An 18,507-nucleotide genomic window follows, 5' to 3' on the forward strand; every position below is an offset into this window, starting at 1 on the left:
ATGTATATTGCATCCGTATTTATATTTTCTTAGCAGAAACAAAATACAGAAAAACCCCGAAAATTGCCAATATTGACACTTTTTCGGGGTTATTTTATTGGTAATATATTGATTATTAAAAGATTACACTCATAAAGGGAAGCCAAGAGTAGGATACATAAAAAGTAAAAAGCCCAACATAATCTATTAAATTATGTTGGGCTTTTTACTTTTGCTTTTGTAATGTTAATTAAAACACTTTGGCAGAATTGAAGTAATTTTTGCTAATTACATACCAATCTGGGTACAGAACGCCACCACTTTCAACCCATATTCCAAATTCGTAATACGCATCAACGATTGGTATTGTTTCCGAAGGATATTTAAAGTCGCTATGTAAGTCTATTGCCCAAGGTAATAAGTTAGCAGTTTTGTAGTAAATACCTGAACCAGGAACAGAACTGTCGCTCTCCTTGCCAAATAAAGACATATCAGCTTTCGATGTCGGAATCATATTAGGTAAATGTACCTCTTTGCCTCTATTCGATGTTGAAAACAAGAATGGGTTATATGGAGCCGAGCCTAAAGAACTTTTGTTAATCGGTGAGGTAAAGTTGATAGTCATTCTCAAAGTATCATTCGGAGCTACCACTGGCGTTCCTTTAATTGTATTGACAAATCCTCCTCCAGAAGTTTTCATTTGCTTGAAGGCATTATCAAATGCAATAATCGTAGCATATTTTTGTCCAGCTTCAGTACCATTAGCAGAATTTGTAATCGCCCCATCAGTAAGTGAATGCCCAGATACAGATTTAATCATTGATGGGTCTATTGGCAATTGAAAACCCCATCCGTTTTTAAAACTTGCACCTACCGCTTTAACATAGAATTTAGCTTTTAAATCAACAACTTCATTTTTAGCATTCAATACTTCTTGGAATTGGTAATTAATCACCAAATCGTTCATATCGTAATCTCCTTTAGATGGCCATAAATCTTCATAAGCAAGTGTGCTATAAGTATTACTTCCTGGAATGTAATTGTTGATTGCTCTATTTGGGTCTGTTGGATATTCGTCACGGCTATCACCTACACCATCTCCATCAGTATCTTTTGGGCTATCTACAATTGGTACATTATTGGTATCAATGGCTTTAATTGGATTAGACGTTGCATAGAAGATAGCATCGTTGAAATCTTGATCACAAGTTGGGCTTTCTCTTTCAATATCTTCAAACGCTAAAATCATTCTCTTACTAGTAGGTTCATTTAAAACGATTAAATGACGACGAAGGCTCGCTTTGCTTTCTACGTTTAGAGCATCATGAGAGAAGTGTGCGTAATTCCCCTTGCCTACTTTACTTGAAGCAAAAGCATCAGCTAAGAGAACAAACCCTATACCTGTACCCGCTGGAAATTGACCAATTTTTACTTTATCTCCTGAAATTAATGCTCCTCCTGCCCCTTTGTAAGAAACGTTAGGGAATACAATATTCATTTTTGAAATATCAGCAGTAGTTTTTGGAGGATTTAAAGGATTAAAAGTATAGTATCCTAAAGTATTTTTCCATCCAGCACCTTCATGTACAAAAGTTACCCAAACGTCTGCAGCTTCTGTAATGTATAAGAAGTTACGGTTATTGTTATTCAAGAAGTCAGGGTGTGCAGAAGGAACAGACTTTCCTTCAGGTAAGCTTGCATTAACATATTGTAAAAATGAGCTTGTGATAGGGTCTCTATCTTTTTCAAGATTGCTAGGTAATCCGTCACTATTCCAAGATCCAAGATAGTCAATTGCTGGGTAAGTCTGTGCATTGCTTGCTCCAATTCTTGCTGATTTTATTACGGGTTGATCAATACTTTCTGAAGCAGTTGGATTATTACCTCCAAAAATAATTTCAGCGGTTGTGCCATTCAGTGTAATGATGGTCTCGGAAGGTAATCCGATAAAATCAGGACGAACCGCTATTTTTGTAACATAAGTAGGTATCTTTTGACTAAGGCTAAAAGTACCATTACTAGTAGTAATTCCTTTAAATAAAAGTTCTTGGTTAGGATAGCTATAAACAGACATTATTACTCCTGAAATAGGACTATTCGTATTGTCAAAAGCACCAATTTTAAACGTTATTTCTTTTGAAGTTTTGAAGTTGAATGCTGATGGAACTTTCAGGTTTTCCATTGCTGTAGAAGATGGTGTGCCAACTGAACCATTTTCATCAGGAAAACAACTACTAAGTAAGGTTGTTAATCCTATCAGAATTAGAAGATTATAGTAAACTTTCATTTTGTTTGTGTTAAAAAATGGAAAAATATGTGCAAATAGTGGTGATACTTGTTTAAAGGTTTAACCCTTGTTTTAATATCTTTTTTTTCGTGTATCTAGCACCATTGCAATTCAAATAATGAATAACAAATAGTGTACCAAAGTTATCGTCTTTAGATTATTCGATGGTTATTATTTTATATTTTTTTGCTAAAAAAACATAAGTGAAAATTGAAAAAACTAAATTACCAAAAAATCTATTAAAAATACAAGCTACGATAGTTGACTCAAACTTCAAGCTTGTAACTCTGTATAAAAGTATTGTTAGAGAATAACATTTTTTATGAACAAGCACCATAATCTCCAATGGAAGTCTTCATCGGATTTTTTTACTTAATGATAAATATCAATATAATTTTTTTTTGTTTCAAGGTTTTTCAATCAATAATTTTTATGCGTTTGTTAAGGCAAAAGATTGGTAGCTAACACCTGATTTTCGACACCGATTACCTTTCTTCTTGCAACATACTTCGTATTATATACTTATTGGAGAAAATTGAATAGTAAACACCATTATCCCATAAGACATTCTACGAAGGACATTGTTTGACTATCTCAAATTGATTCATTTACCCTGAGGATGTAACAGTTGTATAATAGCTCTACCCATTTTTCGTTTAAAAACCAAGAAGGGCATTATTGAGGATGTAAAGTTGGCATATACAAAAGATGCTATCTATTGCTATGTGGGAAAAAATAGAAATAGAACTTTACGCTATATACTCACTAAGTTGTTGTAATAAATGTAAGTTATCCTGCTATTGGCAGTGTCTGTTCTGTCGAAATTATTGTATTAAGTATTGTTCCAATAAAATTTATAATTATTATGCATAAGGATTTAGAGATTACAGAAAAAGGTATTTTGATTAGAATATCAAAAAAATATAAAGAGAATATGTCGGCAGAGTATCTCTATGAGGCAACACGAGGAGTTTGGAAGTTAGGAAATGGAAGGCATGAAAACGCTGATTATGCTTTTGCTATTGCCAATGGCTTTATTTTAGATGTTTATAGAATAGACTCGTGGCATCCAGCAGGAACAACTCATTATGCTACTCGTGATGATGTAAATATTACAGGTCGTAAAGAGTTTTTAGGAACCTTAGCAGAAGAAAGTATAAGAGCAAAATACGTAGGTAAAAGTGTTAACGAGTATTTCAAACAAGGCAACTCAAATCCAATCAATTATATCAATATTTAATGCTATTTCCTATCACAGATTTCCAATCCAACAAAGAACATCAATTCAATGAAGGATTGGAAATCCGTGTTACGGTTTGTTATAATTTGATGATTTTTTTATAGCCTAATATTCTATTTTTGGCATCAAAAAACTTTAAAATATAAATCCCTGAAGCTTGTGAGCTTAGTGTAATGCTATTGTTGATTACTTCAATTTTGGCAATTATATTTCCTTGTAAATCTATCAGTTCTGATGATGTAATCGCACTCATCGTATTTTTAACCGTAAAAATATCTTGACTCGGATTTGGGAAAACTTCAATATTGCTTAGTTCTGACACTTCGTTCAATCCCAATGCTTTTAAGGTATAACTTTCGAGAGCAAGTTTCATGCAAGCCGAAATCTCTGTTGTACCTTTCTGAAACATTGAAAAACCTGCGTCCCATTCCCACCAAGCAGAAGGAATCTCTAACAACCCCAAAGCTTTATAAACCGCCGTGGCATGGCGGCATCGGCTATCTACATCTGAAAACTCGCTGTATGAACCAAATTCTCCCAGAAAAACAGGTACATTCTTTTGTATCGACCAATCTTTAGCTTTTGAAAGAGCAGTATAAATCGCTTCATCAGTACCTTCTTTGGGATAGTTTTTTATACTTCCTTCTACCCATGTACCTTTTGCAGATGCGGGTAATGTGATATTGGGATTAATACTGTATGGAAATGGAATATTTCTTAACTCTTTAATTTCTGGACTCGACCAAGTTGCTCCTTGATGTGTAAAAATAAAAGGTTCGTAATAGTGAAAAGTATAAATGATATTATTATCCGCAAATGGCTCCGACTGAATCATGGCATCACGCCCATTCCAATCATGAAAACCCACAATAAAAGTATGATTGGGAGCAATAGCACGAACTGCATTGATCAATTGGTTAGCTTGTAATCGCCATTCAGCAGCAGTAACATCGTGGGGTTCATTTTGCAATTCAAAGAATACTTTTTCTGGGTCTGTATTCTTGTATCTTTCAGCAATACTTTTCCATAAAGCAAGTTTTCTTTCAAGCGTATTCGCTCCTTGCACAGAACCATCAAATTCTGGATGATGAAAATCTACTATTACTTTCAAATTATTGTTTAAACTCCATTTTAACATGGAATCCACTGCGACAAGTCCAAGAGGAAAATCCCACTGATAAGGTGCTTGAATACTGGCAAAAGCACTAAAACAAACAGGAAGACGAACCGTTTTAAAGCCTGCTTTTGCCATATTAACAAGCATTGCTTTACGTTTCATTAGCCCCGAAATATTCACAAAATCACCAAAATGATTCGCTCTTGAGCCACCCCAATAGTTATCTAAATAAGAAAGATTCATTCCCAAACCCATTGCAGAGGCTCTTTTAGAAGCCAGATTTTGAGAAAATAGCTTATGATTCAATCCAAAACATAAGAACAGTAAGGCAATAATAATATTTTTCATCAAGCTTTATTTTAAGATTTTTACTTGCAAAGCTTCTATTGCTCCAGCTAAATATGCCAACGGAGCATTCCAATTGATGGCAATTTCATTGGTTGAATACGAACATTCCGCATCTAAATAACATTCATCGGCTACTTTGGTGGTATAGCCTTCACATTTATCTTGTTGTCCAGCGTTTGTTCCGCCCGATAAAAAACCTGGTAAAGGTTCTGCAATACCATCAGCAATTGCCAAACGATGATGCAAGTGCATAGGCGTTTTTGAACCAAAAGCAGTTAAAAAAGAATATCCTGTACCGTTTCTTCCTAAAATATAATCAAGATTTGTTAAAGCTAAATCTAAGTACTTTTTATCTTTTGTGAGTTGGTAAGCCTGAATCATGGCAATGCCTTGGTTGGCGGCAACTGCCGTACTTCCCCACACAAAATCTTTAGCAGTTTTGCCCATCACGGTTTGAAATGAACGTTTTTCAATACCATTTGAAAGCGTATCTGCAAAAGCTATTAAATTACTTTTCAAAGTAGGGATATCTTCTTTCGCCTTGCCAGTTAATTGATTGTGAAACCTTGCCAAAGAGTAATAACCCAACAAACGAACTTGATTCCAAGAAGGCACAGACATTTTGTTTGCAGGTAATAAATCAATGTTTTGATAATACTTTTCGTCTTTCGTAGTAATGTATAATTCGGAAGCAGCCCAAATAAATTCATCCGATACATTATTATCGCCATAAGCACCTGTAGTGATTTTCGGTAAAAACTGTTCGTTTAATTTATTCTGATCATATTTCACGACTGGATTTTTACTTGCCCAGTCCCAAGCACGAATAGATGCAGCTAAACAAGAATCTGCCAAGGTTGGAAATTCTTTAGGAAATTGTCTGAAAATACGAGCAGCCTGAGCCATTACAGCGGCGAAATCCAATGTTGCGGCAGTACTTTTCTGAACAACATATCTGGTTTTCTTGGCATGGTTTGGCATCAACATGCCATCAAAATTAGCATTTGTCAGTTTATGATACACGCCACCGTCGATGTCTTGCATGGTTAGCATCCATTGCAAATTCCACAAAGCCTCATCCAACACATCAGGAATAGCATTATTACTTTCAGGAATATTCAGGTTTTGTTGCTGAAAATAGTCTGGAAAATCTTCGTACATAGCAAAGAGCGTTCCCATCGTTATGCCAGAATTTACGATATACTTATTGTAATCGCCCGCATCATACCAACCTTTTGGCGATGAAATTACTTTTCCTACGGGTCTTTTTTCAGAAACTGCCGAAGGGTGAATCAATATTTTGTTATCAGGATGAGCGAATGGTCTTGCCCATTTTCCTGCATACTTTTCAGGAATTTTAGTAGATGCTCTTTGGAAATAAAAAGCTTTTAGGGAAGCTTTCGCTACATTATGGTGTACTTCATCTTTAATCTCAAATGGATAAGAAATACCTAATTTAGGTACTTCAATTATATATTTTCCGTCTTTTTGCAAGCTTGAAAAATCAGCAATTTGTGTTCTTTTTCCTGAGAATTCCGACTGACGTTCATTACTTAATTTTCCTGTTAAAACAGTATTTTTCAAATCAGCGGTTTTGACCATGAAAGTCTCTGCATTAGCATTAACAATTACAGCTACTTTGGGCGAATTTGGATAAAAACCTACTTGATTGAGGCGAATATTTTCAGATAATTGTTGCGAATAAACTGAACCAAACGGAATCGCTATGAAGGATAAAATGGATAATAGTTTAATATTCATTGGATAATTTTATAAATGGTTTGTTGTGATTCAAATCGCAGCAATATCTGTAAAAATATTCCTGCATGAATTGCTAAAAAATAAAGTAATTCGTTGTATGTATTTATTTGTCAGAGGGCTACAATTTTCTTCACTATCATCGCTTTGTCATTGGATAGTTTTAAGAAATAAGTACCTGATTTCACTTTTTGATTTACACTGATAACCGTCTCGCCGTTCGGTATAAATTGAGTGTAAATTTGTTTTCCAGTTTCGTCGATAAGTTCAATTTGTTTGAATTTCTCAACACCAGTATCAATCGTAAATTCATCCCTAAATGGATTAGGGAAAACGTTAATGATCCTTTCTGGTTCTGTTGAAGTACCCAACACAGCAGCGTATTGTCCTAATTTTCCCGACAATATTATTGAAGTAATAGACATCGCAGGGAGCGTCAGCGAAATAGTATTATTTTCTATGGCCACATTACTTTTACTCAAGGCATTTTGTGTATGCGATACAAAGGTTTCGGTATTGGGCAATGATTTTAAAGCCAAACCCGTGGCAGTTTTACCAGACAAAACGAAATTATCAAAACTCAAAGAAGTAGTTTTTGAACTGCTTGAAGAACGATTCACCAACACGACCGTCATAGAATCTTGGGTTGCGTTAATACTTGGATATGCCGATACAAGTGTTTCGTCTGAAGAAGTGCTTTTGATAGAGAAAGATTTATTATAACGACTGAATAAATGTACCGTTTCCCACATTCCCACTGGCCAAGACCATGGTGTGAATATTTCTACTTCATTTTTCATAAACTCACCCAAAGTGGAAGCATACCAAACGGCTATGGCATTAGGATTGGTGATATTAATACCCGATTCGGTTATGCCTAGTTTCACACCATGATTTGTACCTAAGTATTTCTCTAGCCAGTCGTTTACTCTTCCAAAAATATACTCTTTATTTTGCGAATTATCGTAACCGCCATTGATAGTTTTCACGCCGTTGGCTTCAGGATATACATAATTTCTGTCAAAGAAAACTCGGTGATATTGTAGTACTTCATCTACTTTGTTACTTCCCGGATAGTAATGAATATCCAACACATCCAATAATTTGATGCCTGAACTTTTCTGTTCTTCGGCTACTCTTTTGATAAAATATTCTAACCAAGGATAGCTTTTTCCATTAACAGTAATCCCATTTGGCCAGTTGTACCATTGCCATTCGTTGGCGGTAACTGGCCCAACTAATTTGATATTTGGGAATTTTGCACGAGCTTTCTTGGCTACGTCAAAGTACTTTTGCATAAATGCTTCGGCTGAAATTTGTACTGGCATTACGTCGTCGTGTGTGCCATTCCAGATTTCTACTTCATTATCCATGTTCCAATACAATAATTTATTTTTGTCTAATGCCAAATCCTTGAACCAGTGATCTAATATCGCTACAGTAGAATCGGCAGACCAATCTTCTAAGTATTGATTAATATCTCCTTCTACTTTGGCTTTTGTACCTGTAGGATTAAGGACACCATTGCCTGCTAAATTTTGATTCACGCCCTCCCACCATTGCGATTTGTTATAATCCCAATCAGGGAAATTGGCTTTGTTTGTTTTAGCTACTTTTCCTAATAATTGAAAAGCCCACATTCCTTGTGCTGTTGGCATGTAGGTTTTTAGGGCTTTCGCCGCCACATCCCAATCATTGCCATAAACATTATTGTACCAGTCAGGATGCGAAGACAATTTCTTTCGCCAATTGTATTTTGTACAATTATTTCCACCACTTTCTCTAAAAAAAGTAATCCCGGCATCTTTTAGCATCGTCCAATTAATGTTCAATACTTGCCCTGGGTCTGTAGAAAGGGAATTATTTCTACCATATAAGTACGGAGAAATAGCTTTTTTGTCGGCAGTAGCATCAATTTTAATAGATACTTGTGCTTGTATCGACAAACTCATAAAAATGAATATAAATAAAATGTATTTCATAAAATTTATATTTTGAAGCTTAATTATTGATAAATAAAATCTTCCACTACTTTTTATCAACCATCATATAAACCGAACCATAAGCTGGTACAATTACTTTGATACCTGTACCAGTAAGGGCAGCACGAGCTTTCAATGAAGCATAATCCGTTGGCCCACCAGCAGCACCTTTCGGGCCATTTCCATTCACTAATACTTTTCTTGAAAATTCACCATTGTCGTTACTGCCTTCCAAACTGTACCAGTAATAGCGATTGCCCATCAAAAAGTTTTTGGTTTTTACTTCTATCGTCAGCGGAACACTTGAAGTATTTAATAATGTAACATTTACCTGACCTGAGCTATAAGTTGAAGCATAGGTTTTGATGGCTGTTGCACCATTGCCAGTTACGGCTGAAGAAACCAATCTATCACCAATCATTTTTTGGAAATAATACATGTGATGGAAAGAAGGACGAGGATTCCAGCGTGGGTCGTCGGCACTACCGCCATCGCTAAAAAGTCCGTGGTCGTTACCATTTTCCCAACCGTTTAGCAAGTCCCAACGAGCGGCCAAACCATATTTATTTTTAATGGCTTCACCTTGAACAATGACAGCGAAAAGTCCACTTATATTCGATACTTGTTGTTTTAAATCCAAAGCCCACATATTCCATTCTGTAAAGGCAATAGGTTTTACTTCTCCACCATTTTTAGTAATTTCATTGGTTACAAAACTCATCATCACCGCAGGAATATTCAGGGCTGAACTTAATATAGTAGCCGCATTAGATTTTTGTCCGAAGGGAGTAATATAATTATGGACAATGTAAAAATCTGCGTTGTTATTGATTTCAGGAATCAGGGTTGCATTCCAAGTTTTGGTCGTATTATTTTGCCAAGATTCAGTAACAGATTCTTGCATAACCGCTCCAATCTTAATTTTTGCACCAACTTCAGCTGCAGCTTTCCGCATGGAATCAGCATATACTTTAAAGTGCTGTGCATATAATTTCCCCGTTAAAAATTCTGGTTGTCCGTCTTTATTTTTACTAACATCAATTCTATAACCAGCTTCCCAATCGGCATAATTTTCATTACCAATTTCCCAATATTGTGTTCTTCCTTTATCATAACGTACCCATTCAGCGGCTAAATGTGCGGCAGTTGCCACAGGATTAGCACTTGTGCCATAACGAGCAAAACCGTAATTAATCGTAATGATTCCTTTGTTATTACTCTGTTTCAGCAAATCATAATAATTACTCAGAGAACCTCGCCAATTATCTTTTGTTTGTCCATAAAAAAAGAAAGCATCTACCAAAGCACCATCTTTATTCATGTGTTTGTCGGGTACTCCCCAGTCTTTCATGTATTGGGCGGCAGGTGTTTGTCTGCTATTATTATTTGGGTCTTGCACTGGCGAGGCATTCCAAAAATAGCCATCACTTCCGCTACCCGCAGGCCAGCGAATAATGTTTGGTTTGAGATTAGTAACATCCGTCACAAAACTAGGTTGATCAACCAAAGTACCCATCCAAGTATTGGCATTATGACCAAAGATTTGTTGAGGTATTTTAGCAATAATATCCGAAGCATCAACCGTTACTGTCGTTAAGGCTTGTGTTGGTGCAGCAAAATCTGTATAAGCTGGAACAATGTAATTTTTAGCTTGCCAATCGTCCAAGAAAAAGCCAACAGTATTGGCAATTTTTGGTTCAACAGGTGGAATAACTGTCACTGTTGTGGTGTCTTTAGGAACAGTAATGATATTTTCGTCTACCGTTTTTGAGCATGAAGAACCCAAAATGATTGATAGTCCAAAACATAATATTGGATTAAAGCATTTCATAATTATGTCTATAAATTGGATAAAAGATAAAAAGTAAGGATGTTTGAAAAAAAATCCTTCTAAAAAGCTAGAAGGATTTTTCTTTTGAGAGTGAAGTGAATTATTTATTTGTTGTTCTTACGATACGCAGGTTATCGACTGCTATTGCTATTTTATCAATATCACTATTTTGTGGTGTTGTATTATCGAAGAAGAAAACAAATTCAGCTCCGCCATTATTTCCATCAGCCCCAAGAATATCGCTAATTGAAGCCGCAGAAGTACCTGTACCATCGGCTGTTCTGAAATCGGTTAACGGAATAGTTACTGTTACCCAACCTTGAGTAGTATAAGCCCTTCCAGCGGTTCTCCAAGGTTCATAACGAGCAGCGTAGTTTTTCCCATTGGCTTTAATCAAAAATGCACCAGAAGCCCAAGCTTGTTTTACATTAATTTCAAATTTCAATGAAAAATGTTCTACTCTATTTGTTAAACTATCTTTACTCATCAAAGGATTTCTTAGATCAGTAGTTAACCACATGGCTCTTCCATCAGCATTCCACCAAGCATTATCTCCTGCTTTTGTCACTGAGTTTTTCTCAAAATAAGCATAAGAGCCATGCGCACCCGGATAGTCTGTCGTACTGTTTTTTACAAAAATATTCCACATCCAGTTTGCCCATTGTTTATCATCAAAATTAGCAAATACACTTGTTCCTGCATTCAAATTAAATGGTGATACTGTTTTAGCAATACCATATTTTGTTACAACTTGAAGTGGACCAGCAAGGGTTAAATTTGCAGGAACTTTTACTTCGATTTTGTCTCCTTCTTTCGTTGATTTAAAATCTGTTACTTCAATATTACCCGGGAAAATCACTTTCTGAACTAATAAAAAGTTAGCTCCATAAACCGAAACGGTTGCACCAGGAAGTGCATTTTCATTATCTATCCAATAAATATTGGGTGGTGGTGGCAATAACAAGAAATCATAAGATACTTCTCCATGACTAGTAACAATTCTAAGTTTATTAGAGACCGTCGCCATTGTTGCTTCTGTTGGGGCTTCTTTAGGAAGTCTAATAATTAAGTGTGTGTTAGTGTTGTAATTGGTATTGAAAGAAGCCTCATAATCATTAAAATACACTTTGATGATGCCTCCTAAATTTTCACCGTTAATCACCAATAGTTTATCATCAGGGATTGTTGCGACAAATGTGCTGTCTTTATGTCTGGAAATAGTGTCTAAAAGATAGACTTTTTTGATGACGGGCGTTCCTGTAGATATAGGCTCTAGTTCGGAATCCTGACAAGAAGATAAAATAGCAAGCAAGACAACGAGTAATAATCCCAGCTTACCAAATATATGATTCATTGATTTTTTCATTTTCTATGAGAATTTATCAAAGGAGAGGAAGCCTCTCCTTTCAATGTTGTTACAATTGATACTTGAAACTAAAACTTGTAAGGCACTGGCGGTTTCAATAAGTTTGGTGCCATTGCTATTTCAGTATCAGGATATGGCAAAAACATCGTTGCATCGTTTACTGTAAATGAGCGTGGCACTAAAATGGTTGTCGTAAATTCACGAATTCTACCATTCGCATAAGTACCTGGCTTGATGTCGATTTTATATTCTCCTTTTTGTTGAGCGTTGATAATTGCTTTCGCTTTCGTCGGATTGTAATAATATAAGCGAATAATATCGTACCAAGCATCACCTTCAACAGCAAATTCGTAGCGACGTTCATGTAAAATTTTATCAATATTGATAGAAGTCACTGAAGGTAAACCTGCTCTGTTTCTTACTGCATTAAAGTACTTCAATGCCTCTGGGTCTGTTGTAGTAGTATTATTTCCTAAAATAGCTTCTGCATAAATAAAATACACATCTGCCAAACGTTGCATATAAGTATTGTTTCCAGTAGCTTGTACTTGCCCACCGCCATTATCCTCTGGTGTACCAACAATGTACTTTTTGAAGTGAGCAATATTACTGTAAGTACTTGCATTTGGAATTGGCTGTGCCCATCCTCCACCTTTTCTGTTTAATTCAGGATAATAGTCACCTGGGAACATATAAGTAGCTTTTCTACGAATAGAGTCGATTGGATCTAGGTTTAATACATAATCTGCCGAAGCACCATGCCCGCCACCCCAACCATCGGAACCACCTGTAATAGTACTATTTGCTGCAAATTGTGATTGAAAAGTATTGCCTACACCCCAAGGCTCACGCAAACCAATCCACTGTAAACCAAATAATTGTTCTGAGTTATTATTGCTTTTTGTAAAAAATAAGTCAGCATAATTATCCATCAATTTATAGGGACTGTTCATGATTACATCTTTGGCATAATACTTAGCACTATCCAAATACATTTGGTTACGCTGTCCGTTTGTTGAATTTAAACCTGAGCGAGTCAAGTAAAATCTTGCTAACATTCCTTTTGCAGAGTACTTCGTCAAACGCCCCGATGTAGAAGTAACAGGAAGATGAGCAATAGCATATTGCATATCACGAATAGCAAATTCCCAAACACTTTCTACCGTATTTCTTGATAAAGTAGTATCAGCACCTTGTTTGAGGTTATCTGTAATAATGGGTACTGGTCCCCAGTTTTGTACTAAAAAAGAATAGGCTAAACCACGCATATAACGAGCCTCACCCAAAGCTGTATTCTTTGCAAGTGTGGAAACTGCGGGTTTTGAATAATTGTCGATATTGTAAATCAACACATTAGATTGTGCTATGATATTATAAAATGACGACCAAGAATCCTTCAAAGCACCGTTGGTATTTGAAACAGCAAACGAACAAAATTGAAGCCAGTCAGCTACGTAAGGAGTAAAGAAGTTTCCTCCACGCCCATCACCAAAAGCTAATAAAGATTGTCCGTTTGCGCCTGCCCAAACTTGGTTATACAAAGCACTTGATGAAGTAGATAATTCAGCATCATTATTAAAAAAAGTACCTGCGGTAAGGTTACTTAATGGCGGTCTTTCTAAGAAATCCTCCTTACAACTACTTGCCAGCCCACAAATAGTTAAGAATAAGAATATGTATTTTAAAAAATTATATTTTTTCATTTTCTTGATGTTTAAACTTGATAAAATGTACGTTGATTAAAAGTCTGCCGACAAGCTAAAAGTGTACATTCTTGAAGAAGGATAACGACCGTTATCAAAACCAGGAACGTTTGCAGCATTTCCTACTTCTGGGTCATAACCTGTATATTTGGTAATTGTAAAAGCATTTTGAACACCCGCCGTCAAACGTAAACCATTGATTGGCAAGTATTTTTTTAGAATTGCTTTCGGTAAATTATAAGTCAACGTGATGTTTTTAGCACGTAAATACGAACCATCTTCGATAAACTTATCTGTAGCACGGTTATTACCGTTTGGTGTATTACCTACTCTTGGAACGCTCGTTCCTGGATTCAACAATTGTGCTGTTTCGTCAAAGCTACTTGGTCTGGCAAAATTGATTACTTCTTTGTAAGCACCACGGATAAGATTGGTAAAGCCTGAATTATTTAATTTCAATTGGTTGAATATTTGATTTCCATAAGTTCCTTGCATAAAAATTGTCAAATCGAAATTTCTGTAAGAGAAACTATTATTAATACCAAAAGTGAATTTTGGCCAAGGATTTCCAATAATCGTTCTATCTGGAGAATCAATTACACCGTCACCATCTACATCTACAAATTTAACATCACCGACCCAAACGCCAGTTTCACTACGTGGTATGTCTTTTGGAATTGGACTGTTAACCAACTCTTGATAATTTTGAAAAATTCCTGCATACTTATACGCATAAAACTGCCATAATGGTTGACCAATATCTGAGCGAGAAATTACATCAGTAAACCAAGGTTTACGACTTGCAAAGGCTCTTTCTGTGTTCAGTTTTAATAATTTATTTCTATCAAATGAGATATTGAAACCACTTTTCCAAGTTAATGAACCTGTTGATTTTCCTTCAATTGGTACAGTATTTACTGAAATACCAAGTCCTTTGTTTTCCAAATCACCAAGGTTTACAACAGGTGCAGCAATTGCACCTGTACCAGTTGTTCCAGCATAAGCAGGTAATGGTAATTCAGTGATTAGGTTACTGGTTTTTCTTAAATAAGCATCAAAAACGATTTGAACTCTATTTTTAAAGGCATGCAAATCAAACCCGATGTTATAAGATTGGGTACTTTCCCATTTCAAATCTGGGTTAGCGAAATTGGCAGCTAAAAAGCCCTGACCTGTTTGTGTTGGAATGGCATTCAATGCTGCATAAATTGGTTTACCATAGTACTGATTACCAGTTGACCCCATTTCTACTCTTAGTTTCATTTCATCTATCGAACTTACACTTTTCATAAAACTCTCTCTTGATACAATCCAAGCAGCAGAAACTGATGGGAAGAATCCCCAACGATTGTTCGGTCCAAAATTTGAAGAAGCATCAGCTCTATAAGTTGCTTGGACAATGTACTTATCATCAAAAATATAGCCTAAACGAGTAAAGTATGATTCTTGTGAACTGGCATCTCTATAACTATCTGTGATTGCTGTACTTTTAGTTCCTGCTGATAATTCTGGGATATTATTACTTGTAAATCCTGTTACACTTCCCGATAAATTCTCAGAGAAACCATACTGCGATTCATGACCAACAGTTACATTAATATCATGTTTCTGAAATCTTTTCGAATAATTTAAACGCTGGTTTGTACTCCAATAATAACTATTTCCAGCAATTCTTCTTGATGAGGTAACAGGGTTAGTTGCACCTATTGTGATATTGTTTACTCCAAATTGATATGAAGGATTAAATATTGCTCTGGTATCATTCCCATAAGTACCATTAAATTCTGCATGGAAAACAAAATCTTTCAAGAAAGTTAAATCAGCATAAATAGCACCGAAGGTACTTATACGTTTATAAACGTTACTATTGGTATAAGCTAAAGCAACAGGATTGGTCACAAAAACATACGATGGCGTATTGGGTGTAACGTTTTGTGGGCCACCCCAAGAACCGTCGCCATTTTTAAGCGGAGTAGCAGGTGATTGTTGAATAGCTGTACTAATAATTTGATCGTCACCAATAGATAGATTCTCGTTTGTACCTGAAAGCGATAAATTTGTACCAACCTTTAAATAACTACGTAATTTATTTTCAACGTTCAATCTCAACGATTTTCTATCAAAGCCAGAATTGGGTGCTAACCCTTCTTGATTTAATAATTCAACTGAGAGATAATACGTAGTTTTATCATTTCCTCCACTCAATGAAAGTTGTTGTTTTTTCATCGCAGCAGTTTTGAACAAAGCTGTTTGCCAGTTTGTTCCTTCTCCTAAAATAGAAGGATCTGCAAACTCCGCTTGACGACCATAACCAGAAACATCTGCCCAAGCATTGCTGTAGATTGCGTACTCTCTCAAGTTCATTACTGGCAATTGATTCGGTAGTGTCTGGAAATTGTACATACTCGTAAAGTTGATTCTTGTATCACCAGCCTTACCTTTTTTAGTAGTAACTACAATTACACCATTGGATGCTTTAGAACCATAGATTGACTGTGCAGAAGGCCCTGTCAGCACGTTCATCGACTCAATATCATCTGGATTTAAACTTGCTAGAATGTTTGATTGTCCGTCAGATTCTGTATTGTTTGGAGGAACAATTTGTACTCCATCAATCACATACATCGGCTGAGTATTTCCATTGATTGAAGAAACTCCACGGATGTAAACAGAAGATGCTCCTCCGGGTTTACCAGAGTTACTTGCTACATATACGTTTGCTGCACGTCCTTGTAAAGCTTGGTCTAGTGAAGTATTGACAGTTCTTTTAATTTCAGATTCTCCAATATTAGTTTGAGAGCCTGACAGATAACGAGTTTTCTGTGAACCATAACCAACTACAACTACTTCATCTAAAGATGAAATATTCTCAACCAAGGTTATATTGATTTTTAGTCTCCCAGCAACTTTTACTTCTTGAGAAGAATAACCTACCGAAGTTATCAGTAAAGTTGCGTTACTCCCAGCTTCAATACTAAATTCACCTAAAGCATTAGCAGTACTACCAGCAGTAGTTCCTTTTACTAAAATACTTGCTCCTGGAACGGGTTGATTATCCTGACTAGAGACAATCTTACCTGTGATTTTCTGTAATTGAACAGTCGCTTTCTGTGCTGAGATTTCGTTTATTTGAAAAACAAACATCAACAACATAAATAACAATTTGATTGATAAATTTTTGCCCACTTTGGGTGGACTACTGCTTTGGAAAGTTGTTTTCATTGTAAAGAATTTATTGGGTATAATGTATTTGAATTATTAGAGTAAATTGGAACACTTAAAAAAGTTGAATTTTATATCGGGATAGTATAAAAAATAATAGCACAAAATTGGGTTTAATTTGTACTATATAAATCAGGGCTTTCCCCTGATTTAAAAATCAAGGGTTTACCCTTGGTTTTTGACAAAAAAGACAAGATTTACTTTGGCAAAGAAGTATTAGGTGCCATAAAAGACGAATTGCAGAAAAATACAAAAATTACCTTTTCTGTAGCACGAGTTTCCAACTCGTAAAAGATTTGAACGGACGAGTTAGAAACTCGTGTTACAGGCTGTAATTATAGCTTAAAACAAAAAAATCCCACAAGCGATATGATATTGCTTGTGGGATTTTTTTTAAATTATTTGATTAACTATTAAGCTGTAATCTTCTTTAAATTACCAAAACTTGTCGTTAAGTTATCAATTGGTGATGGTGCTCCATCTTGTTCAATGAAAAGATGTTTTACACCAGCAGTATCAGCAGCAGCAAAAATTGATTTAAAGTCAACAATTCCTGTTCCTACTTCTACAGGCAACAAGGTTTCTTTGTTCAAATCTTTTACGTGAAACAAAGGAAAACGACTTGGATGTTTGGTAAACAATGCTGGAATATTTACGCCTGCTTTCGTTGCCCAAGCTAAATCCAATTCAAATTTCAATAAATCAGCACTGATTTGAGAAGTAAAAATATCGAAAGGTAATTGACCATCTACTTTTTCAAATTCAGCCGTGTGATTATGATAAACAAAAGTAAGTCCTGCTTTTTTACAAGCTTCTCCTGCTTTTTGAAGAATCTCTAAAGACGATTTAATGTCTTCCGATGTCTTCACTGGAATACTTGCACATACCAAATACTTTGCTCCACCTTCTGCTACTTCGTCAACTACCTGTTGAGTATCGTTCATTAACGATTTCATCGGTGGCATTTTTTTCAACATTTCAGCATTCGGATTTACGGGTGCTCCTGGTTTGGGAGCTGGCATCCTGAAAGGTGCACCCATAATATGATGTGCTTGCCAAGTCATGCCCAAATCACTCACTACTGTTGCAAATTCCTTTGGTTTCATACCATAATATCCACCTTTCATACTGAAAGCTGATTCTATCTCTTTATAACCAATTCCAGCAATTTGCTTCAATGTCCCTGTTACATCTTTGTCGATAATCGACATCGTTGTGAATAACTGCACACCAAAATTTTTCGGAGTAAGTTTAGTAGCAAATGCTTCTGCCAAATTCGGTATAAGCATTCCGCCAATTGCTAAAGATCCTGTGTTTTTAAGAAAGTCTCTTCTATTTTGCATAGTTTCAGGTTATGTATTGTTATCAAATTTTAAAAGATAAGCCGTTACTGGTAGTGATTTCACTTTATCGAATCAAATATTTTGTCAAATTGGATACAAGAATATTTACAGATATTTATTGACATCGCCTGCCCTAGGGCAGGCATGAGTCGGGGGATTTATAGTTGCACTTTATTTCTTTTAAGTATTTAGTTAAACCTATAAGGATTTAATGATTAACTAAAAATAAGAGATTTTACCTCAAATCCTCATAGGTTTATATTCTCAATTTATTTATTCTTAATACTTAAGGATAAGTTGTCTATTTAATGAATCTAGTTCTTTATACTAT

The 18,507-nt window shown here is 35.6% G+C and carries 10 protein-coding genes; 1 reads left to right on the forward strand and 9 read right to left on the reverse strand.

Translation table 11 applies throughout. From position 1 onward, the window contains the following. Positions 1–229 precede the first annotated feature (229 nt). Positions 230–2,266, reverse strand: coding sequence for an LruC domain-containing protein (locus tag HNP25_RS00005; RefSeq protein WP_184128199.1), 2,037 nt, complete (start codon positions 2,264–2,266; stop codon positions 230–232). 865 nt (positions 2,267–3,131) lie between these two features. Between HNP25_RS00005 and HNP25_RS00010 the strand changes: the two genes are divergently transcribed. Then, positions 3,132–3,506 (forward strand): hypothetical protein, encoded by a 375-nt coding sequence (locus HNP25_RS00010; RefSeq protein WP_184128203.1) that lies wholly within the window; start codon positions 3,132–3,134, stop codon positions 3,504–3,506. A gap of 79 nt (positions 3,507–3,585) precedes the next feature. Here HNP25_RS00010 and HNP25_RS00015 read toward each other — a convergent pair whose 3' ends face one another. The 8 genes from HNP25_RS00015 to HNP25_RS00050 all read right to left on the reverse strand — a co-directional run bounded on the left by HNP25_RS00015 (position 3,586) and on the right by HNP25_RS00050 (position 18,176). Beyond that, entirely contained in the window at positions 3,586–4,971 is a 1,386-nt protein-coding gene (locus HNP25_RS00015; RefSeq protein WP_184128206.1) for a cellulase family glycosylhydrolase, read from the reverse strand. A gap of 6 nt (positions 4,972–4,977) precedes the next feature. After that, positions 4,978–6,732 (reverse strand): glycoside hydrolase family 9 protein, encoded by a 1,755-nt coding sequence (locus tag HNP25_RS00020; RefSeq protein ID WP_184128208.1) that lies wholly within the window; start codon positions 6,730–6,732, stop codon positions 4,978–4,980. 110 nt (positions 6,733–6,842) lie between these two features. Beyond that, positions 6,843–8,711, reverse strand: a complete 1,869-nt coding sequence (locus HNP25_RS00025; RefSeq protein ID WP_184128211.1) for a T9SS type A sorting domain-containing protein — start codon at positions 8,709–8,711, stop codon at positions 6,843–6,845. Positions 8,712–8,757: 46 nt separating this feature from the next. After that, positions 8,758–10,542 (reverse strand): alpha-L-arabinofuranosidase, encoded by a 1,785-nt coding sequence (locus HNP25_RS00030; RefSeq protein WP_184128214.1) that lies wholly within the window; start codon positions 10,540–10,542, stop codon positions 8,758–8,760. Between the two features lie 100 nt (positions 10,543–10,642). Next, positions 10,643–11,896 carry a glycan-binding surface protein gene (locus tag HNP25_RS00035; RefSeq protein ID WP_184128217.1) on the reverse strand — a complete coding sequence of 418 codons (1,254 nt, stop codon included), beginning with the start codon at positions 11,894–11,896 and terminating at the stop codon, positions 10,643–10,645. A gap of 80 nt (positions 11,897–11,976) precedes the next feature. Further along, positions 11,977–13,611 (reverse strand): RagB/SusD family nutrient uptake outer membrane protein, encoded by a 1,635-nt coding sequence (locus HNP25_RS00040; protein WP_184128220.1) that lies wholly within the window; start codon positions 13,609–13,611, stop codon positions 11,977–11,979. Between the two features lie 36 nt (positions 13,612–13,647). Then, complete coding sequence (locus HNP25_RS00045; RefSeq protein ID WP_184128223.1) at positions 13,648–16,833, reverse strand: SusC/RagA family TonB-linked outer membrane protein; 3,186 nt, start codon at positions 16,831–16,833, stop codon at positions 13,648–13,650. A gap of 413 nt (positions 16,834–17,246) precedes the next feature. Continuing rightward, complete coding sequence (locus HNP25_RS00050) at positions 17,247–18,176, reverse strand: sugar phosphate isomerase/epimerase family protein (RefSeq protein WP_184128226.1); 930 nt, start codon at positions 18,174–18,176, stop codon at positions 17,247–17,249. Positions 18,177–18,507: the final 331 nt, after the last annotated feature.

The sequence above is a fragment of the Arcicella rosea genome (assembly GCF_014204325.1).
GTDB lineage: Bacteria > Bacteroidota > Bacteroidia > Cytophagales > Spirosomataceae > Arcicella > Arcicella rosea_A.

Excerpts from the sequence above, each read along its gene's own strand:
- HNP25_RS00005 (WP_184128199.1), bottom strand. The coding sequence starts at position 2,266 with ATGAAAGTTTACTATAATCTTCTAATTCTGATAGGATTAACAACCTTA.
- HNP25_RS00010 (WP_184128203.1), top strand. The coding sequence starts at position 3,132 with ATGCATAAGGATTTAGAGATTACAGAAAAAGGTATTTTGATTAGAATA.
- HNP25_RS00015 (WP_184128206.1), bottom strand. The coding sequence starts at position 4,971 with ATGAAAAATATTATTATTGCCTTACTGTTCTTATGTTTTGGATTGAAT.
- HNP25_RS00020 (WP_184128208.1), bottom strand. The coding sequence starts at position 6,732 with ATGAATATTAAACTATTATCCATTTTATCCTTCATAGCGATTCCGTTT.
- HNP25_RS00025 (WP_184128211.1), bottom strand. The coding sequence starts at position 8,711 with ATGAAATACATTTTATTTATATTCATTTTTATGAGTTTGTCGATACAA.
- HNP25_RS00030 (WP_184128214.1), bottom strand. The coding sequence starts at position 10,542 with ATGAAATGCTTTAATCCAATATTATGTTTTGGACTATCAATCATTTTG.
- HNP25_RS00035 (WP_184128217.1), bottom strand. The coding sequence starts at position 11,896 with ATGAATCATATATTTGGTAAGCTGGGATTATTACTCGTTGTCTTGCTT.
- HNP25_RS00040 (WP_184128220.1), bottom strand. The coding sequence starts at position 13,611 with ATGAAAAAATATAATTTTTTAAAATACATATTCTTATTCTTAACTATT.
- HNP25_RS00045 (WP_184128223.1), bottom strand. The coding sequence starts at position 16,833 with ATGAAAACAACTTTCCAAAGCAGTAGTCCACCCAAAGTGGGCAAAAAT.
- HNP25_RS00050 (WP_184128226.1), bottom strand. The coding sequence starts at position 18,176 with ATGCAAAATAGAAGAGACTTTCTTAAAAACACAGGATCTTTAGCAATT.